At 52.6% G+C, this 23,787-nt stretch carries 19 protein-coding genes; 10 read left to right on the forward strand and 9 right to left on the reverse strand.

Annotation, left to right across the window (positions count from 1 at the left end; genetic code table 11):
* Window positions 1–112: 112 nt before the first annotated feature.
* Complete coding sequence (locus CRP01_RS32835; RefSeq protein WP_099154319.1) at window positions 113–1,426, reverse strand: DUF3500 domain-containing protein; 1,314 nt, start codon at window positions 1,424–1,426, stop codon at window positions 113–115.
* A 115-nt stretch (window positions 1,427–1,541) separates the two neighbouring features.
* Between CRP01_RS32835 and CRP01_RS32840 the strand changes: the two genes are divergently transcribed.
* Both CRP01_RS32840 and CRP01_RS32845 read left to right on the forward strand, forming a co-directional pair.
* Window positions 1,542–2,669: a hypothetical protein gene (locus CRP01_RS32840; RefSeq protein ID WP_099154320.1), complete on the forward strand. Its 1,128-nt coding sequence runs from the start codon at window positions 1,542–1,544 to the stop codon at window positions 2,667–2,669.
* Between the two features lie 140 nt (window positions 2,670–2,809).
* Window positions 2,810–4,774 carry an FG-GAP repeat domain-containing protein gene (locus tag CRP01_RS32845; protein ID WP_099154321.1) on the forward strand — a complete coding sequence of 655 codons (1,965 nt, stop codon included), beginning with the start codon at window positions 2,810–2,812 and terminating at the stop codon, window positions 4,772–4,774.
* Between the two features lie 29 nt (window positions 4,775–4,803).
* Here the strand turns inward: CRP01_RS32845 and CRP01_RS32850 are convergent, their stop codons facing one another.
* Window positions 4,804–6,684, reverse strand: a complete 1,881-nt coding sequence (locus CRP01_RS32850; protein ID WP_099154322.1) for a patatin-like phospholipase family protein — start codon at window positions 6,682–6,684, stop codon at window positions 4,804–4,806.
* Between the two features lie 314 nt (window positions 6,685–6,998).
* Between CRP01_RS32850 and CRP01_RS32855 the strand changes: the two genes are divergently transcribed.
* On the forward strand, window positions 6,999–9,338 hold the full coding sequence (locus tag CRP01_RS32855) for a S9 family peptidase (RefSeq protein WP_233752807.1): 2,340 nt from the start codon (window positions 6,999–7,001) through the stop codon (window positions 9,336–9,338).
* Between the two features lie 59 nt (window positions 9,339–9,397).
* Here the strand turns inward: CRP01_RS32855 and CRP01_RS32860 are convergent, their stop codons facing one another.
* The gene (locus tag CRP01_RS32860; RefSeq protein WP_099154323.1) at window positions 9,398–10,957 is read right to left on the reverse strand and encodes a polyamine aminopropyltransferase; all 1,560 of its coding nucleotides are present in this window, start codon (window positions 10,955–10,957) and stop codon (window positions 9,398–9,400) included.
* A 321-nt stretch (window positions 10,958–11,278) separates the two neighbouring features.
* On the opposite strand from CRP01_RS32860, the gene CRP01_RS32865 reads away from it, so the two are divergent.
* Together CRP01_RS32865 and CRP01_RS32870 are read left to right on the forward strand one after the other, a co-directional pair.
* Window positions 11,279–12,334 carry a hypothetical protein gene (locus CRP01_RS32865; protein ID WP_099154324.1) on the forward strand — a complete coding sequence of 352 codons (1,056 nt, stop codon included), beginning with the start codon at window positions 11,279–11,281 and terminating at the stop codon, window positions 12,332–12,334.
* A 4-nt stretch (window positions 12,335–12,338) separates the two neighbouring features.
* Complete coding sequence (locus CRP01_RS32870) at window positions 12,339–12,845, forward strand: hypothetical protein (protein ID WP_099154325.1); 507 nt, start codon at window positions 12,339–12,341, stop codon at window positions 12,843–12,845.
* A gap of 22 nt (window positions 12,846–12,867) precedes the next feature.
* Here CRP01_RS32870 and CRP01_RS32875 read toward each other — a convergent pair whose 3' ends face one another.
* Complete coding sequence (locus CRP01_RS32875) at window positions 12,868–13,857, reverse strand: CHAT domain-containing protein (protein ID WP_099154326.1); 990 nt, start codon at window positions 13,855–13,857, stop codon at window positions 12,868–12,870.
* 176 nt (window positions 13,858–14,033) lie between these two features.
* Here CRP01_RS32875 and CRP01_RS32880 point away from each other — a divergent pair, with 176 nt between their 5' ends.
* From CRP01_RS32880 to CRP01_RS32895, 4 genes are read left to right on the forward strand one after another with little or no spacing between them, the layout of a single operon-like run.
* Window positions 14,034–14,702 carry a TetR/AcrR family transcriptional regulator gene (locus CRP01_RS32880; protein ID WP_099154327.1) on the forward strand — a complete coding sequence of 223 codons (669 nt, stop codon included), beginning with the start codon at window positions 14,034–14,036 and terminating at the stop codon, window positions 14,700–14,702.
* Entirely contained in the window at window positions 14,689–15,540 is an 852-nt protein-coding gene (locus tag CRP01_RS32885) for an ABC transporter ATP-binding protein (RefSeq protein ID WP_099154328.1), read from the forward strand. Before CRP01_RS32880 ends, CRP01_RS32885 begins: the two co-directional genes overlap by 14 nt.
* Window positions 15,537–16,238, forward strand: coding sequence for a hypothetical protein (locus CRP01_RS32890; RefSeq protein ID WP_099154329.1), 702 nt, complete (start codon window positions 15,537–15,539; stop codon window positions 16,236–16,238). The genes CRP01_RS32885 and CRP01_RS32890 overlap by 4 nt, the downstream gene beginning before the upstream one ends.
* Window position 16,239: 1 nt before the next feature.
* On the forward strand, window positions 16,240–16,950 hold the full coding sequence (locus tag CRP01_RS32895; protein WP_099154330.1) for a hypothetical protein: 711 nt from the start codon (window positions 16,240–16,242) through the stop codon (window positions 16,948–16,950).
* Window positions 16,951–16,971: 21 nt separating this feature from the next.
* Here CRP01_RS32895 and CRP01_RS32900 read toward each other — a convergent pair whose 3' ends face one another.
* Window positions 16,972–17,730 carry an SGNH/GDSL hydrolase family protein gene (locus CRP01_RS32900; RefSeq protein WP_222845874.1) on the reverse strand — a complete coding sequence of 253 codons (759 nt, stop codon included), beginning with the start codon at window positions 17,728–17,730 and terminating at the stop codon, window positions 16,972–16,974.
* Between the two features lie 129 nt (window positions 17,731–17,859).
* Between CRP01_RS32900 and manA the strand changes: the two genes are divergently transcribed.
* A complete protein-coding gene (gene manA / locus CRP01_RS32905) occupies window positions 17,860–19,065 on the forward strand; it encodes a mannose-6-phosphate isomerase, class I (protein WP_099154331.1) in 1,206 nt (401 codons plus the stop codon).
* A gap of 74 nt (window positions 19,066–19,139) precedes the next feature.
* On the opposite strand, the gene CRP01_RS32910 is transcribed toward manA, so the two are convergent.
* The 4 genes from CRP01_RS32910 to CRP01_RS32925 form a co-directional block, all read right to left on the reverse strand.
* Complete coding sequence (locus CRP01_RS32910; RefSeq protein ID WP_099154332.1) at window positions 19,140–19,718, reverse strand: LutC/YkgG family protein; 579 nt, start codon at window positions 19,716–19,718, stop codon at window positions 19,140–19,142.
* A 194-nt stretch (window positions 19,719–19,912) separates the two neighbouring features.
* Complete coding sequence (locus CRP01_RS32915; RefSeq protein ID WP_099154333.1) at window positions 19,913–21,271, reverse strand: lactate utilization protein B; 1,359 nt, start codon at window positions 21,269–21,271, stop codon at window positions 19,913–19,915.
* 261 nt (window positions 21,272–21,532) lie between these two features.
* Window positions 21,533–22,360 (reverse strand): type IX secretion system protein PorG, encoded by an 828-nt coding sequence (gene porG, locus CRP01_RS32920; RefSeq protein WP_099154334.1) that lies wholly within the window; start codon window positions 22,358–22,360, stop codon window positions 21,533–21,535.
* A 349-nt stretch (window positions 22,361–22,709) separates the two neighbouring features.
* Entirely contained in the window at window positions 22,710–23,363 is a 654-nt protein-coding gene (locus CRP01_RS32925) for a polysaccharide deacetylase family protein (protein ID WP_099154335.1), read from the reverse strand.
* Between the last annotated feature and the right edge of the window lie 424 nt (window positions 23,364–23,787).

Raw genomic sequence — 23,787 nt, forward strand, 5'->3', positions numbered from 1 at the left:
CCGGATGGATTTATCGCAAAGGTGCTAAAGCGCAAAGTTTCAACGTATGCCCCGGGCATTATACGCTGAAAACTTTACGCCTCGCATGAAAAAATCAAAATCTATCTTCTGTTCAATGCACATGGGTGTGCGCGTGCAGATCGTGCGTGTGACCAATTCCTTCAACTGTATAATCGAACTGGATCTCACTTAATTTGTGGTGATCCGCCAGTGCATAGTGCTCAAATAAGGTACGTGTTCCTCCGTTATTGATGATCTGGGCAAAAATGCCGTAGTCTCCCCCGAATGCATCATCCGTTGGATTATTGGGTATCCGGGTAATGGTATGGGCGTGGTTCCAGGTTTCAATGCCCTGACCCACCGGATTTTCCATATTGTACTCCACCCACAGGTAAGGGTTGTAAATACGATAATAGAACTGCGTAGTCGCCGAAGGAGTGGTGACATTATCGATCCAGACAAAGTAAGTATCCTCGATATTGGCGAAAACATCGGACCACCATTCATCGGCAAAGGTAGTTTCCAAATTATAAACGTATTCCTGCATCAACGCGATGAGGTTGGCCTGGGCGGTGGAAGTCATTTCGGAATATTTTAAACCCGTAGCAAATCCGGAATAGTCGTAATCGCCCCGGTAGGGATCGGGATTGCCGTTCTGGCTGGCCGGACCGACCTTCAGACCCAGACTTCCCGTAGAGACCGCAGCGGCGAGTTCGTCCGTACTGAGCGTATTGTACAGTGCTAAAGCCAGATCCCGCTCATCGGCAAAAATGTCAAAACTGGTCCCATTGTAAGTTTCCGTGGTTGGTTCTCCGCCCAGAAAGGCCGGTACCATGGAAATCTGATCACCGTGCACCAGAAAAGTAATGGCGCAATGGTGGCCGTCGATCTGAAATCCCCAGGACCCGCTGGTTTCCGGATCGCCGAACATATCAATCGAGTAATAATCCGGATGCCACATGCCGGAATTGATCTCACTCAGGAAGCCTTCGGCCAGGGTGGTGATCTCGTCGACTTTTTGGTAACCGGCATCACTCAGGAACTGTTGGAGCAACGTTTTGAAAAGTACGAGTTGCGCATCGGAAAGGTCGCCATAAGTGATCCCATCCCGGTTATTGTTGGCCGGCGTGTTGTGCCAGAGATAAACTCGCTCGTCATCCAGGCAGGTGCTACCGGTCTCCAGTAAACTTTCGGAAAGGGAATTCCGAAAAGCGAGTATGGCCTGTTGTAAATTTTGAATAACGGCAGTGGAAGAGATCGCTACCGTGCCTTCCGTTGAACAATCCACCACCACGGGATCATCCGTATTTCCACCGTCATCCGCAATTTCAGTTTCCTGGCAGGCGCTCAATCCACCGATCAATAAGCTTAGTACCAGAAGCAAATAAAACTTATGCCCATTTAATTTTTTGAGATTGTTTTTCATATTGGGTGTGATTGTGATTTATAATTTTTGTAATTCATCACAAACCTCCGTTCATTTGGGTACTGTTGCTGAAATTGGTGGTGAATACGGTTTTTTCTGTGGTAGAAACTTAAAAATGAATAGAAAAATAATTTTTGAGCGTGGATCCTGGTCACTGGTGCGGGCGGATGAACCCGAAAAGGAATTTGTGGAACTACTGGTGCGTACCGTTTGGGGCACTCCCGGAAAGACCTTATACCAGCATCTGGATACCCGGCAACGGATCGGGCAATTGCAACGAGCCACCTACATCAATCTAATGCGGTCGGGGAAAGCGCTGGCGGGCATGACGCTGTGCCGCCGGACTACTCCGGAAGGCAATCACACGGCGGATGCCTATTACATCCGCTACCTGTCTTTCACGGAGCGTCTGCGCAATAAAAAGGCCGCCAAAAACCGGCTGGTGCCCGATGGCAGTTTTGTGATCCATCCGCGTAGCTTCATCAAAAACCAGTTGTTCGAGTTGTTTTCCCGGCCCGAACTGATCGCTCCGGTATCGGCCGACTATGCTCGTGCATTTTATTACGCTTATGTGGAATCGGAAAACCAGCGCTCCCTACAGATCTGCAGCGCCTTCGGATTTCAAAAGGTCCGCAGTTTTCGTACCCTGCCGTTCAGTCGGTTCTTTCCAAAACGGGACGCTGGTGTGCGTAAGATCCGTCCGCAGGAGCAGGAGGCCATCCGGCAGTCCGTTAGTGCGCAACACCGCGATCATCATCTCTTTTTTCCGGACCATCTTTTCCAGGATGATCACTATTATGTACTGCAACGCGAGGGACAGATCGTCGCCGGCTTACGCGCTATGCCGGTAAACTGGGTGATCAATCATTTACCCGGATTTTCCGGTAAACTCACTTTGAACCTGGTGCCGCACCTGCCACTGCTTTCCCGTTTATTCAATCCGAAGGACTTTCGCTTCGCCGCTTTCGAGGGCATATACCTCCGGCCGGGTTACGAAGCGGAGATCTTCACCCTGATGGAGGGTGTACTGGCGGAACTAGGCCTGCATACCGGCATGCTCTGGCTGGATGACGCCAGTGAGCGTTACCGCTTCTTTTTGCAGTCCGGCAAGCTGGGGCTGTTACACCATCTGGAAAAGCCCTCTCCGGTGAATATCCTGATCCGTTTCGCCGATCCCGATCCGGCTACGGTGGAAGCCTATCGCAACGCGCCGGTCTATATTTCGGCGCTGGATCTGACCTAGCGCGTGCCTGCAGGATCCCCGGATTATCAAAAAAAGATTAAAAAACGGACTAAAACTATCAGGCTGAGGCCCTGCATCAGTGTAGTTTTGGAATACTACCGTCTATTGGTGAAACTAACGAAGACCAAAATCCTCTTTACATGCGATTGCTGCCAATTATTTTTTCCCTTTTTCTGCTTTTCAATCTGACCGCCCAGGACCTGCCCCGGGTACCATTCAATCATCCCGACCTGAGCGTAGACCTTGGTGTCGGCCTCTGGGCCTGGCCCCTGCCCATGGATTACGATGAGGACGGGGACCTGGATCTGATCGTCGCCTGCCCGGACGTGCCCTACGATGGGATCTACTTTTTTGAAAACCCGGGGGGAGATGCGGAAATGGCGGTATTTAAGCCCGCCGTCCGGCTGGGTGGCAGTGCGCGGAATTTGCAGTTGTCCGTTGTGGACGGTAAACCGCTTATCCTCGGTCCCGGCAAGGTATACGAGAACTTTCGGGAAAAAGGCCTGGAGGAGGCCCGGTCCATTCCGCTGGAAATCGACCTGAAAGCAATGCACGGCCGTACCCGGGCCAATCAGTGGAAATATCTGGACTATGATGCGGATGGTGATCAGGACCTGATCATCGGTATCGGCGTGTGGGAAGATTACGGTTGGGATAACGCTTACAATGAGGACGGCCGGTGGAAAAACGGTCCCCTGCACGGATATGTCTATCTCGCAATCAATGAGGGAACGAATGACCGCCCCCGGTACGCTGAGCCCCGGAAACTGCTGGCGGGTACCGAACCCATGGATGTTTACGGCATGCCTTCCCCCAGTTTTGCCGATTACGACGGCGATGGGGATCTGGATCTGATCTGTGGTGAATTTATGGACGGCTTCACCTACTTCCAAAATAAAGGTAGCCGGAGCAAGCCCGAATTCAAGGCGGGCGTTCGCCTGCAGCACCAAAAACGCGATATCCGGATGGACCTGCAGATGATCACGCCGGTATCAATTGACTGGAATAAGGACGGGCACATCGACCTGATCGTCGGGGATGAAGACGGCCGGGTAGCCTTGGTGAAAAATACCGGTCAATTGAAAAATGGGACCCCGGTATTCCTGCCACCGCAATATTTCCAGCAGGAAGCCACGGATCTCAAATTCGGAGCCCTGGTCACGCCCTTCAGCTACGACTGGGATGGTGACGGCGATGAAGATCTGATCTGCGGCAACACGGCGGGCTACATCGGATTCATCGAAAACCTGGACGGCGGTACTTCCCCGCGCTGGGCGCCACCCCGCTATCTGGAAGCGGACGGACAGGTGATCCGCCCGATGGCCGGAGGCAACGGATCAATCCAGGGACCCTGCGAGGCGAAGTGGGGATACAGCACCTTGAGCGTAGCCGACTGGGATCAGGACGGTTTGCCGGATATCATGCTGAATTCTATCTGGGGCAAAGTAGTGTGGTACGAAAATGTAGGTACGCCCGGTAATCCGCAATTAACGGCGGCGCGCCCCGTAACCGTAGAGTGGGAAGGTACCAACCCGAAACCGGAGTGGAACTGGTGGAGTCCGCAGGGGCAGGAACTGGCCACGCAGTGGCGCACGACTCCTTATATGATCGACTGGAATAATGATGGCCTGCAGGATCTGATCATGCTGGACCACGAAGGCTATTTGTCCTTTTTTGAGCGTTACCAGGATGACGCCGGCCAGTTGAAACTAAAAGCACCCGAGAGGATATTTCGGGGAAAAGGCGCCTCGGTATTCGACGCCAAGAACCGCGAACAGGAAGGCCCCGCCGACAGTCTGCTCAAATTGAATAACCGGATCGGCGGGAGCAGCGGTCGCCGGAAATTCTGTTTTGTCGACTGGGACCGGGACGGCCGCCTGGACCTGCTGGTGAACAGCGTTAGTGTCAACTTCTTCAAAAATATGGGCGCCGACCGGGCCGGCCGCATTATGCTGCAGGACATGGGACCGCTCACGGATATGGAACTGGCCGGACATACCACCAGTCCGACCGTTGTCGATTGGGATAAAGACGGCGTACCGGACCTGCTCATCGGAGCGGAAGACGGTCGCTTTTATTATCTGAAAAATCCGAATGGCCAGTGAGCGCCATTGATTAGGAGATTTAGCACCGCTCAAAATTTCCGCTGGAGCACATCCACGATCAAATGCATCAACTCCGTAGGGGAATTGGTGATGCCGAAGGCATAGGGCGGCGTACCGCGCGAGGGATCAAAATCCGAAATGTAAAAAATAGTGGGCGGCATTTGTCCCTGTCCGAGTTCAGCTACCATCCTTTTGAGGAATTCAATGCCCGCAGTGGGATCATTCCGGCGTTTTATATCGGAGATCACCACATCAAACGGCTGGGGCTTCCGCAGCAATTGGGCTTCCGCTTCCGCTTCGGTCAGGCAGTGTACCCGGTAATTGACATCCAGGGATTCGATAAAGCGGACCTCCGGTAAATTCTTCTCTTTACTTTCCTCGTAATCGCCGTCAATCCAGAGGATATCGATCTGCTCGCAGAATGCTTTGACGGTATTGAGCCGATCTTCCAGCGCTTTCTGTGCAGCTTCCACCGCTTTGGCTTTTTGCAGGTCAGCGGGACTCATGGATCTGGACCGGGTACGGGTTTTCGCCCGGCGGGCCTCGGCTTTATCCAGCAGGCTGAGGTCCTGGCTGAGCCGGTTGACAACGCTCATTAATTTCCGGCGACGCCCGGACTTGTAGGCTTCCCAGTCGAAACCGGTCAGGAAGGCCACCCCGGCCTGTACACCCCGGTAGAACAGATCCAGTTTTTCTTCATTGGTGAGGGCAAAATTCAACCAGTCGTGATCTCCGGTATTGATCTGGGCTACCAGTTGGTTGAGCTCGGGATTATTGTAAATGTATTCGGCATCGCGCATATTGCGACTGGAATTGAAGGCGGCACCGATCAGTCCGAAGGTGCTCATGTCTTCCACCTTGTTGTAGGTAGTGCGGGAAAGCCCCAGCTTTACCCCGAAGGTGGGCCGGCGGGGCACTTTATCCCAGTTGTGGAAAATATCGATCGGGAAATTGGAGAGGATGCCCCCGTCTACGAACATCACCTTGTCCGGAGTTTCGCCGTGGTAGTGCAGTTCGGATTCCCAAAGCTCATGCTTTCCAGGCAACTCCTGCCCCAGGTAGGGGTGTCTCTCCTGGAACCGGGCGGGGTCCCGGTACAATGGATGAAAAAACAGGGGTACGGCCATTGACGCCCGTACGTAATAGGCGGGATGGACTTCCTCCGGCTGGGAAAAATAAAGCGGCCCGTGTTTAGGCATGATGGTTTTGGACTCCGTGGTAATATCGGCGGCAACCAGGGCGAAGGGCCAGTCGTTCTCCCGTTCGGAGGCTTTGTCGGCCGGATAGATCATTTCCTGGAGCTCGTCCGGCAGGCTTTCCATTCTTTCCCGCAGTTCCTTTACGGTGCGGATCCCGTAGGATTCGATCGTGTCGGCGAGCCACTGGTAAAAAACATTTCCGGGATTCAGCCCCAGGTGTTTTTTGAAGTTGTCGATCACCTGCACCCCCCGGAAGGCCATATTGATCTTTCCTTTCCCCTTCATCAGGGCCTTGAAAAATTTCCGGGCGTCCTTATCGCCGTCCACAAAATTGAGGATATCGATCCCGGCGATGGCTTCCAGGATCTTTTCCGATTTGGGTTTGGCGGGCACATCGGCTGCCGCCAGCATGACGGTATTGATCGCTCCGGCAGAGGTGCCGGCCATTTTCAGAAAACGGATACCGGCTTTTTCCAGAGCGTAGGTGAAACCGACCAGGGCAATCCCCAGTACGCCGCCGCCTTCCTGAACGAGGTCTACGTAACAGTTGCCGGCACTATCCCGGACGTCGGAAAAACTGAAGTTCGGATTTTCTTGTTTCTTTTTTGCGAGGTAGGGCAGGAGGACGTCTTCGATCTCTTTTTTGACATCCGGATGCTCGGTAAAATAGGCGACCGATAGCTCAGCCTTTGGGGTTTTATCCTGTTTCATGATGACATTGGGTTTAGGTAGGTGTTGTCTTCCGGTTGAAAAACTTTAGATCAGAGCTGTTAACGCGCCGAAAAGCTGTAATAAATTTAAGGAAAAAATTAAGCTTTGGAAAGGGCCGCTGAGCATTGAGCATCGGCGTGTAAACGTTTTTCGTAAACGACCGGACCAAATACCGCTTAGTAGTTCTGCCAAATCAGGCTATTTTTGCTGAAGTTGTCTAAAGTTTTCTGCTATCGGTGAAAAGCCCGCCTTTTGGAGCCCAGTGAGGAAATTTTAGATAGCTTCGCTTAAATCAAAATAAAAAACCGACTAGTATGCAAAAAAAACATCACTGGGGAAGAAGTATCCCTCTATTGCTGATCATGGGGTTGCTCTCCGGCTCGATGCTGTTGGCCCAAACACCTTACGAACCGGATGCACTGAAGGCTGAAGATTACGAAAAGGCCGAACAGGGCCTGTCCCAATACACCCGGAATCTCGTATACGACGGCAGTGTGCGGGCCAAGTGGATCGATGAGAACCGTTTCTGGTACCGCAATAATGCCGCTGATGGAGAATTCTTCATTTTGGTAGATATCTCAAAGAAGAGCCGGAAACGTGCATTCGATCACGGCAAACTGGCCGCAGCGCTATCAAAGGAGACCGGCGGCAAATACACAGCTTCCAATCTGCCTTTTTCCGGAATTGCATTTTCGGACGATCTGAAGACAGTCAGTTTCAATATGGGCCGCAGTCGTTACGTTTACGATCCGGCCAAAGGCACCCTGGATACCCAGAAGCCCGAACCGCGCGCCCCCCGCAATTCCATTCTTTCGCCGGACGGCAAAAAAGCCGCCTTCATTAAGGACTACAATCTCTACATTGAAGAACTGGCAAGCGGCGAGGTGACCCAGCTCACTACCGATGGGGTGGAAGATTTCGGCTACGCTACCAACAACGCCGGTTGGATCCAGCGGGAAAGCCCCGTACTGCTGTGGTCGCCCGATTCCAAAAAGATCGCCACCTTCCAGCACGACGGCCGGGGTGTGGGCGAAATGTACCTGGCGACTACCAATGTCGGGCACCCCGAACTCAAAGCCTGGAAATACCCACTGCCGGGTGACAGTCTGATCTTCCGCATCGAGCGCGTGGTGATCCATCTGGACGACCAGCGGGTGGTGCGCCTGCAAATGCCGGCGGATCCGCACCGTTCTTCTACAACCGACCACATTGCCGGCTGGGGCGGAAAATTCCTGGATGTTGCCTGGAGTGAAGACAGCGAGGAACTGGCCTTCCTGTCCAATTCCCGGGACCACCAGGAAGCTACCATGCGGGTGGCGGATCCCGCAACCGGAAAAGTGCGGACCGTTTATTCCGAAAAAGTACCCACTTTTTACGAATCCGGCAACGGGGACGGTAACTGGCGTTTTCTGCCGGAATTCGACGCCTTCATCTGGTATTCCCAGAAAAGTGACTGGGGACATCTGTATCTCCACGATCTGAAAAGCGGAGAACTGACCAAAACGATTACCCAGGGCGACTGGAACGTGCTGGATATCCGGCATATCGACCGGGACAATAAGGTGATCTATTTTACGGGAGCCGGCCGGGAACCCGGTGATCCGTATTTCCAGTATTTCTACCGGGTCAATCTGGATGGTTCCGATCTGCAATTGCTCACGCCGGATAGTGCCAATCACGTAGTCAGCCTTTCCCCCGGCGGAGATTATCTGGTGGATGTTTATTCCACACCGACCGAGCCGCCGGTGAGCGTGGTACGCAACATGCGGGGCGAGATCGTCCTGGAACTCGAACGCGCCGATATTACCAAACTCGTAGCTAGCGGCTGGCAGCCACCGATGCCCTTCAGTGTAAAGGCCCGCGACGGGGAAACGGACCTCTACGGGCTGTTGTTCAAACCGGCGGATTTCGATCCCAATAAGAAATATCCCATCATCAACTATATCTATCCGGGGCCGCAATCCGGCAGTGTGGGTAGTCGGAGTTTCTCCCCATCCCGCCGCGATAATCAGGCCATTGCCAATCTCGGGTTCATTGTCGTTTCCCTGGATGCGATGGGAACGCCGATGCGGTCCAAATCTTTCCATACGGCCTATTACGGCAATATGGGCGATAACGGTCTGCCCGATCAGATCGCCGGCATGAAGCAACTGGCGGAGCGTTACCCGTGGATCGACCTCGACCGGGCGGGCATTTACGGCCATTCCGGTGGTGGTTTTGCATCTACCGATGCCATCCTGCGTTATCCGGATTTCTTCAAAGTTGCCGTGAGCGGCGCCGGTAATCACGATAACCGGAACTACGAAGATGACTGGGGCGAAAAGTGGCAGGGGTTGTTGGTTGAAAATCCGGATGGGACCACCAACTATGACAATCAGGCCAACCAGTTGCTGGTAGAGAACCTAAAGGGTAAACTCCTGCTGGCGCACGGCACCATGGACGATAACGTACCCTATTACAATACCCTGCTTGTGGCAGATCGCCTCATTGCGGCCAATAAGGATTTTGACCTCGTCATGTTCCCCAACCGTCGGCACGGTTTCGGCAATGAACCCTATATGATGCGCAAACGCTGGGATTATTTTGTGGAGCATCTGCTCGGTGCGACACCGCCGAAAGAATACACCTTTAAGTATCTGCAGGTGCGGCCGTAATAAATGTAGTTTCGACTTCCGGTCGGCAGCCCTTGCCGACCGGAAGCTGGAGCTATCCACTATTGCGCCTGATTCCCCTCGCGGCTCCACCGCCGCCAATCTTCCAGATAATAATCCAGCAAACGAGGCTGGTCGAGCGTATTGGTGTCAATCGCCGAGCCCGGGATGAGGTCTTTTTCGAAATATGTCAGCCGCCGCGCCGTACTGTCGCTGAGGAAGCGGCAGGGCACTTCGATCCGGACGGATTCCCGGAGCGAACGATTGGCAGCCAGCACGAATCCCCAGTCGCCGAAAGAAGGCACGTAAGTATGGTAGGGGAGTACTTCCGTAAAACCGGCTGCTTCCAGACTGGCGGCGATACACCAGAAGGCATTGGTGGTGTGATAGGGACTGGCGGCCTGGGTCACAAAAACGCCGTTCGGTACCAGACGCCGGCGGGCCAGCGCATAGAATTCTTGGCTGTACAGCCGCGCCAAACTTTCGGAAGTAGGGTCGGGGAGGTCGGCGATGATCACGTCGAACAATTCTTCGTATTGTCGGAGAAAAACAAAGGCATCTTCGGCTACAGTTTCCACCCTAGGATCAAATAGACTTTCCCTATTGAGTTCCCTTAGCTGTTCGTTGGAGCGGGCAATACGGAAAACTTCCGGATCGATATCGACGATAATAACCTGCTCTACCTCCGGGTATTTCAGCACTTCCCGGGCAGTGAGTCCTTCGCCGCCCCCGAGGATCAGCACTTTTTTCCGGTAATTGGCCCGACTCATTGCCGGATGCACCAGCGGCTCGTGGTAACGGTATTCATCGGTTGAGGAAAACTGAATGACCCGGTTGATGTACAGGCGCAGATCATCTCCGCCTTTGGTCAGCACCAGGTGTTGATAGGGTGTCGTTTTGGTGAATATGATCCGGTCCCGGTAAAAGGTGTCGCTCCAGGCCCTGAGCAGTTGACCGGCGGTGAGCAGCATGCCCGCCAGAAAGGTGATGGCCAGGATCACGCCCAGCCAGTATTTTCTTTTTTTCGGACCGTCCAGCAGTTCCCGGAAGACACGCAGATTGATCACCCCCAGACTCAGGTTCACCAGACCGAAGATCAGCGAAGAATGGTAAACGCCCAACCAGGGCAACAGAATGAACGGAAAGAGCAGGGTAGCGATCAGCCCGCCGATATAATCGAGTGATAGTACATTGGACAGGTTGATCTTCAGTGGGTAGTGTTTGGTCAGGATCCGACTGAGCAGGGGTACTTCCAGTCCCGTCAATAGACCGATGAGGGTGATCATCAGGATCATGACGAGATTGAAATGGGCGTAAGTGCTGTTGGCAAAAACGAAATACAGGATCGGTACGCTACATCCACCTACGAGACTCAGCAATACTTCCACTTCGATAAATCGCAGAATGAGCTGTCCGCCGAGCAAACGGGACAGGTAGGAGCCCAGGCCCATGGCCGCCAGATAGATACCGATCGTAATGGAGAACTGCTTGATACTGTCCCCCAGAAAATAACTGGAGGTAGTACTGATCAACAGTTCGTAAATGATGGAACAGAGGCCGGCTACAAAAATATTGATGATCAGTACGGCCTTTTCTCCGGCGGTGCGGTCCTTGGAATTCACTGCTGATTAAATAATTTATATCTGGTGATGGAAGGTTATGAAATGATAATTATCGGTCCGGTTCAACGACCGGTTTCCCTTTGGTGACCATAATAGCATCAATGATCCTTTCTCCGGTTAACACTTCGATGGATAAAGGTAGGAAATAGATAGGGTTCAACATTCATCCGTTGTTTCGATATGTATTTGAAAATATATCGCTATCTTGTTGAAGATAGACTCGGCGATTACTGGGGCTCGATCAGCTACCGGAAAAAGACTTTCGGCAAACGTTAAGCGACCAGTATCGGCAACTTCAAGCAGCAAGCCTTCTTTGGCAAAATGAAAACTAAAACACCGACCATCCGAACGCTGTACGGTATCGATGAGCAGGCCGTATTGACCCGACTGACGGCCCTCTGGGCGCTCAACGAAGCGGGGTTGGGTGGGTTGATGCATCTTTTCCGTTCGCCTTTCACGGGGATCTTTGTCGGGGGTGGAGCGGTCCTGCTGATCGCCCTGATCGGTTATTTGGCCAAAAAGCCGGCGGTCGCCATTCCGCGGGCCTTGCTGCTGGTATTGATCATCAAGGGCATGGTCAGTCCTCATTCTCCTCTGCCGGCCTACATTGCAGTGACGTTCCAGGGATTACTGGGCGCTTTGCTGTTTTCGGTCCTGCCGTCTTTCCGGTTGGCGGCCTTGCTACTGGGAATTTGTGCCCTGCTGGAAGCGGCGCTGCAGAAATTGCTGGTGCTCACTCTGCTGTTCGGTATGCCTCTCTGGGAATCCCTGGATGCCTTTTTCGATTCGGTGTTACAAAAATTCGGGGTACTGGAGACCGGTTCAGGGGTAAATAGCAGTTTGTGGATCGTAGGCTTTTACGTCGGAATTTATCTGATCTGCGGCATCCTTATCGGCTGGCTGGCCGGTCGGCTACCCGACCGGGTATTTGCTGCTGCCGGGCGTTTGGAATTACCTAAACTCACGCTGCATGAAGATTCGCCGACGAGCGGAAAAAAACGCCGGCCACTCTGGAAACGCGCCACCTTCCGGTGGATCATCCTGAGTTTACTGGCGGTGCTGGCGATCTATTACTTCGTACCGCAAAGTCGGGCCTGGTTGCAACCGCTTTGGCTCATACTCCGGGTATTTGGGATCATGGCCATCTGGTATTTTTTACTGGCCCCGGTCCTGATGCGGCTATTGCAGCGTTTTTTGCGCAAGAAGGCTTCCGAATACCACGCCGAAGTAGCGGCGGCTCTGGACTTGCTTCCGGCCTTTCGTGCCCTGGCGCGGGTTGCCTGGGAAGAGACCCGGGAAATACCGGGTTGGAAAAGATGGCAGGAATTTGCGGTGCGGATCGTAACTTACGCTTTACTCTATACCCCTAAAAGATAATCTCATGTCCTTCGATTTTTTCATTTTCACCGCACCGGTTAAAGCCGGAAAAACGACCAGCCTGATGAACTGGGCCAAAGACAAACCGGGCCTGGGCGGTTTCCTTGCACCGGATATCGACGATGTGCGTCACCTCTATACGCTGGGCGACCGCCGCTTGCACCAGTTCCAGTTGCAGGATGAATTGGTAACCGAATGTGCACCGGAGGAAATTGTCAACATCCACCGCTTCAATTTTTCGGCCGAAGCTTTTGCCATGGCCCGCCGGACGCTCCTGGAAGACCTGCAGCGGGGCTACGAATGGATCATAGTGGACGAAGTTGGTAAACTGGAACTGCGAGGCGAAGGACTGGAACCCGCCATTAGAGAGGCCGTAGAAATGGTTAAGTCCGGCCGGGCCCGGGGCAAATTGCTGATGGTGGTCCGCGACGAACTTGTTGCTAAGGTGATGCAACACTACCGGCTCTGGAATTGCCGGATCATTCGCCTGGGTGATGGTATGCCGGACTGAAGTATGGTTTCCCAGAATAGGATCACATCACCCGCTTCCCATCTTTAAAATAGATAAATCTGTCTTCGGGCTCGTCGTAGCTCATTGCCTGGTTGACACCATTATCCCAGGCGGCTTCAATATCTCCCCGGGTACGGGTCAAAAAGGAATAAAATCCGTTGGCAAAAGCGATGGCTGCTTCGTCATTAATGGAGGAAGTGGTGCCGATCACATGGGGGACCAGTTCGGCCAGCGCCTGGGCCTGAGCTTCGGAATAACAGGAGTTGAAGATCACCGCCTGGATCGGGATCTGGTGCCGGTTGATCATGGAATTAAAAACCCTCCTGATAACGGAAGTCTTCACAAAGTGGGACTCTCGCCCGTCCTCACTGGTGAGAATGATGCCGGTACTTTCCTGCGGGTCCGGTGCCTCTTCCAGAGCCTGCCCGCGACTGCCGGCGTTTTGGATAGCGGCCGTACTGATGTCGCCGTGGCCGGAAAAATGAACGATTAAAGGCTTTTCATCAAAAAGCGCTTCGGAAAATTTGGAAAGCGTCACGGCCCAGCGGGATTTTATGGGGAAATCACCGGCGTGATCTGAATTCTGGATCTGCGTAGAGATCCGGCTGTGTTCTTTTTCCAGTTGGAGTTTGCCGGTATCGCTGGGATTGGAGGTCAGCATCAGGATCTTTAAGATCTCATTTGCCGGATTGACCGGCGGTTCGGGCAGATCATCGTCCGTAAGAATGATAGCTTCATTGGCCTGTTGCATGATGTCGGGGCTGTATCCGGGAAAACTGCTCAGGAGCTGCTGCAGAGCCTGACGGATCTGGTTGCGGGTGCGGCTGTAAAATTCCGAGCTGATGGTATGGTTCCGGTTGCTTTTTTCATTGCCGTTAAACCGGCTGGATTGGTGAATGAGCTGGTTGGAATATTTGCTGTTACCATTTTTATGATCGTAGGCCATCATACCTTTGATAGCGATGGCCAGTTCGTCTTCTATTAGGGCTTTTTGGATATCTACGAGGTTCATGAATAGTTAGTTCGGGATGTGGATGAGCGGCTAATATAATGAATTCAACTTATCGGTCCAATATTTTGCATACACGGGGTCTTACCCGACCGGATGCGGGGATAAATGCATCTTTTTTCCACTTGTGACCAAGTAGTCATATTTTCTTGTATATTTGTGACCAAGCAGTCATATTTATGCCAAAAACGACATTTCTAAATCTAAAAGAAGAGAAAAGGCTGGCCATCACCCGCGCTTTTCTGCGGGAGTTTTCCAATACCAGTTACGACGATGCCTCCATTACCACCGTGGTGAAGGAGCTGGGTATCGCTAAGGGAAGCGTGTACCAGTATTTCGAGGATAAGGAGGACCTGTTCATTTATCTGATCCAGGTTTGTTCCGGAGTGAAAATGGAATATGTCGGGAATGTCCGGCGCGCTGATTACGCCAACTATTGGGACTATTTCCGCGTGCTTTTTGAAACAGGGCTGCAATTTGACCGGGAGCACCCGCTGGAGAGCGGTTTTCTGCACAATCTCGCCAAAAGTATGGATTCACCTTCCGTCCGGCACCTGTTCCGGCAGATGCAGGAGGATACCTTCCAGTATTTCGTCAGAACGGCCGAAGAAGAAGTGGCCGCCGGGCACTTTCGGGAAGACGTACCGCCCCATACCATGGGTTTCCTGCTCTACAAGGCCGGACTGGCCATTCAGGAGCAGGTGCAGGTGATGGAGAAAATGGACCTGGAGACCAGCAAACAGGAGGGGCGGGCTATCTACCACGGGAAGGAGGAATTACTCCTGCGTACCGTAGACGAATACATCCAATTGCTTCGAAAATCCTTTGATCGCGATGATAAACGTTGATGCACTGACCTATACTTATCCGGGGAATACGGAACCTACCCTGAAGGGCCTGCAGTTTTCCATACCCCGCGGTTCTATTTTCGGTTTTCTCGGTCCGTCCGGTGCCGGGAAGAGTACCGCCCAGCGGATCCTTTACAAAATATTGCCGGGTTTCAGCGGAGAAGTGAACGTAAACGGAAAGCCATTAGCCGACTGGGGGCGGGAATACTTCGCCGGGATCGGTGTCGGCTTCGAACTGCCCAATCACTACCTGAAACTCAGCGGCCGGGAAAATCTGGACCTTTTTGCCTCCATGTACGAAGGGGTGACGATCCGGGACCGGGATGAATTATTCGCCATGGTCGATCTGCAGGATGCCGCCGATAAGCCGGTAGAAACCTACTCCAAGGGTATGAAGATGCGGTTGAACTTCATCCGCGCCATCCAGCACGATCCGGATATCCTGTTTTTTGACGAGCCGACCTCCGGTCTGGATCCGATCAACGCCGGAAAGATCAACCAGCATATTCTCGACCTCAGGGCCCGCGGCAAGACCATCTTCATCACCACCCATAATATGAACACCGCCGATAAACTCTGCGATACGGTCAGTTTCCTGGCGGACGGCGAGATCAAAGCCACCGACTCACCGGAAAACCTGCGAAAAAACTACGGGAAGGAAGCTGTACGAGTCACGCTGGAAAGCGGTGAATCCCGGGAGTTCGCCCTGCCGCAACTGGGTTTTAACGAACAATTTTCGGATTTCCTCAAACAGGGAACGGTCAGGAATATCGCAACGCTGGATGCCTCGCTGGATGAAGTGTTTATTGCCGTCACCGGAAAAAGCCTGCAGCCATGACCGCTTTTTTTCAACAACTCCGCTGGCAGTTTGTCCTGTTGCAAAAAAATAACATCGTCGGCATCAGTATCGGCGTCACGCTGATCTACGCGGCCATTCTGTATTTTCTGCGGGACAATAGCCAGATCGATAAGGTACTGGTTGCTCTGGTGCTGAACGACCCATCGGTGATCGGATACTTTTTCATTGCGCTGGCCTTTTACACGGAAAAGAAGCACCATTTGCTCGCGCCGCTATTTATCACTCCGGTCCGTCGGCATATTCATCTGCTGGCCAGGGTACTGGCTCTGAGTATTGTTGGTGTATTGTGTTCGCTTGGCCTGGCCGTTTCGGTGGCGCTGACCGATCTGTATTTTACGGAATTCATTCTGGGGTCTTTTGGCATCTGTGCATTGTCCATCCTGCTGGGCATCATTATGATGCGGTATTCGGATGAGTTTCTCAAATTTTCCATGCTGTCTGCCCCGGTCTTTCTGTTGTTCATCAATTTACCCTTGATCCAGTACCTGGGGGCGGTCGACCTGGGTTTCGGGGCCTGGCTGTTGCCCATCCAGGGGAGCCTGGATCTGATCGACTTTGGCATTAGCGGCGGCAGTTACCGGCCTTTTTACGTTTTTCCGGTGCTGTTGATCCTGCTGCCGGTTTTCTATTTTTTGGCGTACCGGACCTACTACGAGGAGGTCCTCAAAGCATCCTGAAATGAGCCGATTGCTACAACTTTCCGTCACAGATTTTAAACTGATCTTCCGCGAGCCCTCCCTGCGGGCTTTTTTCATTTTGCCATTCATTCTCTTTGTGGTGTTCCTGTGGTTCTTTCCGATGCTGGTCGACCGCTATGATTTTCTGCAACCCTACGTGCCGCTCATCCTCATGGTGGGAGTGATCGAGAATACCCAACTTTTCAGTTTTATCAGTAGCATGGTACTCATCGACGAAAAGGAATCCAACGTAGCGGTGAATTACGGGATCGTTCCGATCGGCCCGAACGCTTTTGTGTTTTCCCGCCTGATCTTACCCTATCTGATCACGGTAGCCCTCAACCTGATATTTTTGGCCTGGCAACCTTTCTACGATTTTCCTTTCGGTCAGGAATTATTGCTGTCTGTGGTGGTCTCACTGGTCGTACCGGTCTACGTACTGGCCCTCAACGCACTGGTGGATAATAGGATGAAAGGGATGATCTACATCAAAGCCTTCAATATGATCGTGCTGGTCCCGCTGGCGGCTTTCTTCGTGCCGGCCGCTTACCGCCATCTATTCGGGTTGCTGCCGACGCACTGGATCTTCCAGGGTATTCAGGAAATGACCGAAGGCCAGTCCGGAGCGATGTATTTGACGATAGGTTTGGTTTATTTGGCGCTGCTGTTGGTAGTAGCCACTAAAAAATTCCTGGCCTATCATTTCCGATAGCGTTTCTTAGCTCGATTTTATTTAAAACATCGCTTTAACGATGGGGAGCATCAGGTCGACCCATTTGGCGTACATCTCCCCGGAAGGGTGCAGTCCGTCCGATGCGATCAGCGAAGTATCGTTGGCCGCCTGCCGGCTGATCTGGGTAATGTTCAAAAAGCGGACTTCGTAAGCGAGGCAGATCTGCGCAGCTGCATCGTTGAAGGCATCGATCTCCTCACCGACACGCTGGGCCTGTTCTTCACTGGACACAAAAGGCGTGACGCCGTAATCCGGAATGGAAAGGACCAGGACTCGATCCGCGCGCCCTCCGGCCAGTTCCAGCGCCCGCAGCAATAACACCGTGAATTCCTCCTGATAATTTTCCAGCGACCGTCCCCGGTACTGGTTATTGACCCCAATCAGCAGACTGACCAGATTGTAGGTGCTGTCCGGCGGATCGGCTTTGAGGATACCCGCCAGCAATTCATCGGTTGTCCAGCCGGTACGGGCGATGATATTGAGCTCGGCCACTTCAAAACTGTCCTGCTCCAATCGGGCCGATAACTGCACCGGAAAACGATCCGATTCGGGTACGGACTGACCGATGGTATAGCTATCCCCGAGGGCCAGATAATGAATAGCGTTGGCCGACACGGTACTGGTATCCGGCCGGTTTACCGGTGGATCCGGATCGGTGATCATGATCGGTTCTTTTTTACAGGCCTGGCTACCCAACCAAATGGTCAGAATGGTGATTACTATTAGCAGTGTCCGATTTTCGGAGCCGGTACGGTACATCTTAAAGGTATTTTACGGATCGGTTTCCTTTTAAACAGATTTGCGGCAATAAGTTTAGGTGATCCTGCAAATAACTCAGCTCGGGCCTTTTATCTTTACGCGATCAGATCAATTGAAATCAAATCCTATATGAATTATCCTAACCTAATTCCCCTGGAGGGCGTCATTCAGGACTATGACTGGGGCGGTTATCACTATATCCCGGCTCTGATCGGGAAAGAGCAGGCAGCAAACCAACCCCAGGCCGAACTCTGGATGGGAGCCCACGACCGGGGCCCGGCAAAAGCCTGGATCGACGGTAAAGAAGTGCTACTCAGTGACTGGATCGCGACCGATCCCCGGGGAATTCTGGGAGATAGAACGGCCCAACGTTTTGCGAACAGCTTACCTTTTCTGTTCAAGATCCTGGATGTACGCAAAATGCTGTCCATTCAGGCCCATCCTACCAAGGAAGCAGCCGAAGCCGGCTTCGAGCGGGAGAACCGGGAAGGCATCCCGCTGACGGCGCGGCACCGCAATTATAAAGATGACAATCACAAGCCGGAGATCATGGTGGCACTGACGGATTTCTGGCTGCTCCACGGCTTTCAGTCCAAAGCGAATATCGAAAAGGTACTGACCGAAATGCCGGAATTTGGAGCCCTGCGCCAGGTCCTTAGCCAGGAAGAGATCAAAGGTCTGTACCGGTATATCATGGAACTGCCGCAGGAAAAAGTAGACCAGCTCCTACAGCCGCTGGCGGAGCGACTGGAACCCGAATTGGCCGCCGGTAAACTGGAGCGCAGCCAGCCGGATTACTGGGCCGCCCAGGCTTTCCGGGATTACACCCGGGACGGGCACTACGATCGCGGCGTGTTTTCCATCTATTTGTATAATCTGGTCAACCTTCGTACCGGCGAGGGTATATTTCAGGATGCGAACGTTCCCCACGCCTACTTGGAAGGGGTAAATGTGGAACTGATGGCCAATTCGGATAATGTATTTCGGGGCGGCCTGACGAGCAAGCACGTGGATGTGGACGAGCTGATGCTTCACCTGCAATTCGAACCCGTAGTACCGCAGGTACTGACCGGCACCGAACGGCTGCAACACGAACACCTTTTCCCCGCTCCGGTTCCCGATTTCGAACTGAGCCGGATCCAATTGCAGGCAGACGATGAATTTTTACTGGAAAATCAGGATGGTCCGGCGATCTATATACTCCTGTCCGGAGCGGTCAGCTCGGAGATCGGTACGCTCGGCCGGGGAGCTATCTTTTTTAGTCCGGACGGTGCGACCGTAGCCTTGCGAGGATTGGAAGAGGCGGTGGTCTTTCGGGCCGGCACACCGGAATAATAAATTTCCATGATCGCGATCTGCTGCTGCGATGATCCGTGGGGGCTATACCCTTTGGTCATCGCAGCCGTAACTCATACGATCAGCACCAGCCAGGTACGCGGGCCCTGGGCACCGATCACCAGCGACTGCTCAATATCCGCCGTTTTGGAAGGTCCGGCGATGAACAGTCCGAATCCGGGTTCGTCGATCTCAATGCGGCCGTAGGCCTCGTGCATATTTCCGACGATATTTTTGCGATCCAACAGCAGAATGAGGTGCTCGGCGATAAAGGGAACCACGCGCTGTCCCATTTCTTTTTCCGTCAGCCAGACAGCGGCATTTTCCGCCACGCCCACCAGTGCCGGCAGAATGGCGAGGTCCAGACCGTGCAGGTCCGTCAACCGTTGGATCTGATCCAGTTCCGTGTTGCCGAGCGTACTGTCGGGGATGCGGCAGAGTACTCTCGCCGAATCCGGATAGTGTTGCCGGGCCAGATCTTCCCAGTGCTCGCCCGCTTCGAGCAGGTGTACCCGACCGCCCGATTTCTCCACCATTTCCATGAAGTAGGGGAGCACCTCCTCGGTGATCGGCGGAAAGCTGGGCGGGTCCGGCAGTGGGCTTACCGCCGGTTTATTCTCCTTGATGGCCCGCAAAATTTTTTCTCTGCTCATAAAGTTGGCTGATCTTGGGTAACCTTTACTCCACTGTTCAAATTGAGTGATTGTAAGGCTGTTAAATTATCGTGACCTTCCATAAGGAAGTCTAATTGTTATAAAGTGTGGTTTTATGTGGATGCTGGTGCTCGAGGGGGCTCCGGCATTCTTTTTTTTGCCACTGCACGGCGACATTACGGCCGCCATCCACATTAGCGGTTTTTTCGGTACCACTCGCCAAAGCTCTGTTTAGGCGGAGTCGGCAATTCGCGATCCTTACCCCAGTCATTCCAGCGGTTATAGACAAGGGCTCGCGGCGTGATCTTCAGCGCCAGCCGGCCCATTTTTCCGGCCATGCGGTAGAGCCAGGGATGGCGGAATAACCAGGCCGCCATATTCATGGCGAAACCTTTTCCGGCCGATTGTGCCTTTTCTTCCGTGATCACCTGTCGCCATTTGTACAGCTGATGGTGGATATCGATCTTCACCGGGCAAACGTCGGCGCAGGAGCCGCAGAGCGTAGAGGCAAACGGAAGGTCCTTGTGCTTTTTCAGGTCGATGCCCGGCGTCAGGATAGAACCGATCGGCCCGGGAACCGTGTAGCCGTAGCTGTGGCCACCGCTGCGGCGGTAAATGGGACAGGTATTCATACAGGCTCCACAGCGGATACAGGCCAGTGATTTGCGAAAGTCTTTGCGACCCAACTGGCGGCTGCGACCGTTATCAACAATGATGATGTGCATTTCTCCTCCCGGTTTGGGCCGGTGGTGATGCGCGGTGTATACGGTGATCGGTTGCCCTGTAGCGCTGCGGGCCAGCAGACGGGTAAATACCCCGAGATCTTCCGCGCGCGGAATGATCTTTTCCATTCCCATAGAATGGATCTGGACTTTGGCCAGGTGGACCCCCATATCCGCGTTCCCTTCGTTGGTACATACCACCACACCGCCGGTATTAGCGATGGCAAAGTTCACGCCCGTCAGAGCCGCTTCGGCTTTCAGGAAATATTCCCGCAGGTGGCCACGCGCCGCTTCGGTGAGGTACTGCGGATCGGCATTGCCCGCTTCCGTGCCGATCTTTTCGTGGAACAATTCTCCGATCTCCTCCTTTTTCATGTGAATGGCCGGCATCACGATATGGCTGGGCACATTCTCTTCCAGTTGGACGATGCGTTCCCCGAGGTCCGTATCGATCACTTCGATACCATTCGCTTCCAGAAAGGGATTGAGGTGGCATTCTTCGGTGAGCATGGATTTACTCTTCACCATTTTAGTGTACTCATGCCGGCGCAGAATGCTCAGCACGATCTCATTGTGCTCTTTGGCATCCGCAGCCCAGTGGACGGTAACGCCATTGCGTTGGGCATTGTCTTCAAACTGAACGAGGTATTCATCCAGTTCGCTGAGTACGTTGAGTTTGATCCGAGAGGCAAGTTCGCGCAGCTGTTCCCATTCGGGGATCTGGTGGGCGGCCATATCCCGTTTTTGGCGGACCCACCAAAGGGAGGAGTCGTGCCAGTCCGTACGCGGTTCGTTGCTAATGAATTGGGCAGCGGCGGATGCGTGAGTCATAGAAGTGGTTATTCGTTTGCAGTTGGTGTTCTTTTCGTTTCTCCACAAATATAAGCAGCCATCTCCACATACCTGAATTTTGGCTCCGGCAACCTGTTGCGAATACTCTAAAATGCAAAATGGTCACGATACAAAGGAGCAAAAAAATTGCGTTCCCGGCAGCATATCGCCGAAAACGCAACAAATCAGGTTCAAGATCTTTTCAACTGAAGGTTTAGCTAAACTATATATCTCCACCGTCAGGGGTGGCAGCCGATCTGCTTACTTACTACCGTAGCCCGGGCAGCGGATATCACCGAAGTAATAAACCAGGCCTACGCCGAGAAACATGTAAGAATCATTATTGCTGCTGTCTCCGCGCTGGCGGCCTTCCTGGCCGATCGGGCCTTCCGTCACGCCGGGGATCGCAATGGAGCGATCCGACAGTTCGGCGGCGATCTCTCCGCGGGAGCGGATCAGGTCACTTTTATCCGGATAAACGGTACTTACATCGTCGAGGTAGTCTGTATATAAATGGCGGGCGCTCAGTTCGAAGTTGAGGCTCCACTCGTAGGACAGGTCGATCTTAAAGCCCATACCGTACACCAGGCCGGCGGTTACCGTATAGTATTCTTCACCCTTGAACTGACCTTCCGTACCCAGCGGCCGCAATTCGTGCAGGGTACCGTCCAACTCGGCTTTGGGGTTGAAGTAAAAAGCGTTGAGGCCACCGAAAAGATAGGGCGTAAAAAATTCGTCCTTACTGCCGTGGTTGTAGGGCAGGAAGTTGAATTCCAGCTGCAGGGCCGCATCGAGGATGGTGGATTGAAAACTCAGATTGCGGGCTCTTTCGAAGACGTTTTTCGAATCGGCATCGGTATCCGAAATGCTACCGTAATTGCCGGACATCTTCAGCGCAATGCGATTATTGAAGTTATAACGGGCAACGATCCCCCCGGCCAGTCCGGGTTTACTCAGATCGAAATCGGTGTTCAGATCGCCGAAATAGTACGATACTCCGGCCCACGGACCTGCTTCCCAACCGCGTTGAGCGTGTGCGCTCAGGCATAATCCCAGCAGGACAATCAAAAAAGTAATTTTCTTTTGCATGTTTAAATGTGGTGTATTCATGAGATTATTATCAAGACGAGATATGGTCGTCTGTATTCTTGCATTTGGGTTACCGGTCTGGAGTATTATCCTGGAACCGGACAGCCGTTTTATCCAAAAAGTCCCAAAGATATTTGTCCTTTGGTTATAAAACGCTGCAAAACTAGGTTTTAACGATAGAACCGCCGACTGTGGTATGCGTATACTTTACTTTGTCTTGTTAATGCCCGATTGAGGACGATGAGACCGGTAAAAAAGGCCCCGCGGGAACCAAAAACAAAAGCCACCGTGCGTTCGCACGATGGCTTGTTTTACATTGCATCAAAAGTAAGTTATATCGCGAAGCGCATCAGGCGCTTTTTCTCAGGTTGACTTGCTGTTCTTCTTCCGAAGTACTCAGTGCGTGGAATTCGTACCCCTGGTTCTTGAAGTGTTCCAGTACGCGGGGCAGTACGTATTCCAGTTTTTCCTGTGCTTTCAGACTATCGTGAAAAACGACAATGGAGCCGGGATTTACGTTTGAGATAACGTTATCCAGGCACTGCTCATTGCTGATGTTGGGATCAAAATCTCCACTCAGCACGTCCCACATTACGATCCGGTAGTGGCGCTGCAGGAATTGAGCCTGCTTGGGCTTCATTCTGCCGTAGGGCGGCCGGAAAAGCGTTGTTTTAACGGCGCGGGCACAGTGGCGGATATCATGGAAGTAGGTCAGATTGTCCACGGACCAGCCGTTCAGGTGCTGGTTGGTGTGGTTGCCGACCGCATGACCGGCTTCTACGACCTGCTGGAATACTTCCGGGTGGCGGTGGATATTTTCACCGACGCAGAAGAAAGTGGCGTGGGCGTTGTAGGCCTCCAGTTGTTCGAGCACCCAGGGAGTTACCTCCGGGATGGGGCCGTCGTCAAAAGTGAGGTATACGATCTTTTCCTTTCCCGGTATACGCCAGGTAAAATTGGGAAAAAGGTCTTGGATAAATTGAGGAGTCTTAATTAAATACATTGGGTCTGGATTATTATGTTCATGGATATAATTATTCAAAATCAAAATTCAGCGTGTACGGTTCCGTAAAAAAGTCGCGTAAAAACGCGCTTTTTCATCCTGGTGGCTTTAAATTTGCCCACCGTAGCGTGTAGAGCTACGCGTTCCGGAGTTTCAACCGTTTGCTAGAAACTAACAATCTGAGTTGAAAACTACAAATCGCTTTCCCACAAATTCAAATGGAGGAGATAGTTGGAACCTATTTCGTGTGTAGATGTTGCTGCACAAGCCCAAACTTGAACTGCTTTGCAGTGTGGATTGTTGAACCTGTGATTTTTTCCTTAGAGCAGTGACTTAAGTGCCTATCGTGTTTACTAAATTAGAAACGGTTTTCTAACATTTTTCGCTGCCTGTTGTTCCGGGAAAATTCAAAATTTTTTGAAAA

This window comes from Flavilitoribacter nigricans DSM 23189 = NBRC 102662 (assembly GCF_002646595.1).
Classification (GTDB): Bacteria; Bacteroidota; Bacteroidia; order Chitinophagales; family Saprospiraceae; genus Flavilitoribacter; species Flavilitoribacter nigricans.

Coding starts and splice junctions, on each gene's coding strand:
- CRP01_RS32855 (WP_233752807.1), top strand. CDS start 6,999: ATGCAAAAAAAACATCACTGGGGAAGAAGTATCCCTCTATTGCTGATC.
- CRP01_RS32835 (WP_099154319.1), bottom strand. CDS start 1,426: ATGAAAAACAATCTCAAAAAATTAAATGGGCATAAGTTTTATTTGCTT.
- manA (WP_099154331.1), top strand. CDS start 17,860: ATGAATTATCCTAACCTAATTCCCCTGGAGGGCGTCATTCAGGACTAT.
- CRP01_RS32870 (WP_099154325.1), top strand. CDS start 12,339: ATGTCCTTCGATTTTTTCATTTTCACCGCACCGGTTAAAGCCGGAAAA.
- CRP01_RS32910 (WP_099154332.1), bottom strand. CDS start 19,718: ATGAGCAGAGAAAAAATTTTGCGGGCCATCAAGGAGAATAAACCGGCG.
- CRP01_RS32845 (WP_099154321.1), top strand. CDS start 2,810: ATGCGATTGCTGCCAATTATTTTTTCCCTTTTTCTGCTTTTCAATCTG.
- CRP01_RS32895 (WP_099154330.1), top strand. CDS start 16,240: ATGAGCCGATTGCTACAACTTTCCGTCACAGATTTTAAACTGATCTTC.
- CRP01_RS32840 (WP_099154320.1), top strand. CDS start 1,542: ATGAATAGAAAAATAATTTTTGAGCGTGGATCCTGGTCACTGGTGCGG.
- CRP01_RS32900 (WP_222845874.1), bottom strand. CDS start 17,730: ATGTACCGTACCGGCTCCGAAAATCGGACACTGCTAATAGTAATCACC.
- CRP01_RS32880 (WP_099154327.1), top strand. CDS start 14,034: ATGCCAAAAACGACATTTCTAAATCTAAAAGAAGAGAAAAGGCTGGCC.
- CRP01_RS32850 (WP_099154322.1), bottom strand. CDS start 6,684: ATGAAACAGGATAAAACCCCAAAGGCTGAGCTATCGGTCGCCTATTTT.
- CRP01_RS32925 (WP_099154335.1), bottom strand. CDS start 23,363: ATGTATTTAATTAAGACTCCTCAATTTATCCAAGACCTTTTTCCCAAT.
- CRP01_RS32865 (WP_099154324.1), top strand. CDS start 11,279: ATGAAAACTAAAACACCGACCATCCGAACGCTGTACGGTATCGATGAG.
- porG (WP_099154334.1), bottom strand. CDS start 22,360: ATGCAAAAGAAAATTACTTTTTTGATTGTCCTGCTGGGATTATGCCTG.
- CRP01_RS32875 (WP_099154326.1), bottom strand. CDS start 13,857: ATGAACCTCGTAGATATCCAAAAAGCCCTAATAGAAGACGAACTGGCC.
- CRP01_RS32890 (WP_099154329.1), top strand. CDS start 15,537: ATGACCGCTTTTTTTCAACAACTCCGCTGGCAGTTTGTCCTGTTGCAA.
- CRP01_RS32915 (WP_099154333.1), bottom strand. CDS start 21,271: ATGACTCACGCATCCGCCGCTGCCCAATTCATTAGCAACGAACCGCGT.
- CRP01_RS32885 (WP_099154328.1), top strand. CDS start 14,689: ATGATAAACGTTGATGCACTGACCTATACTTATCCGGGGAATACGGAA.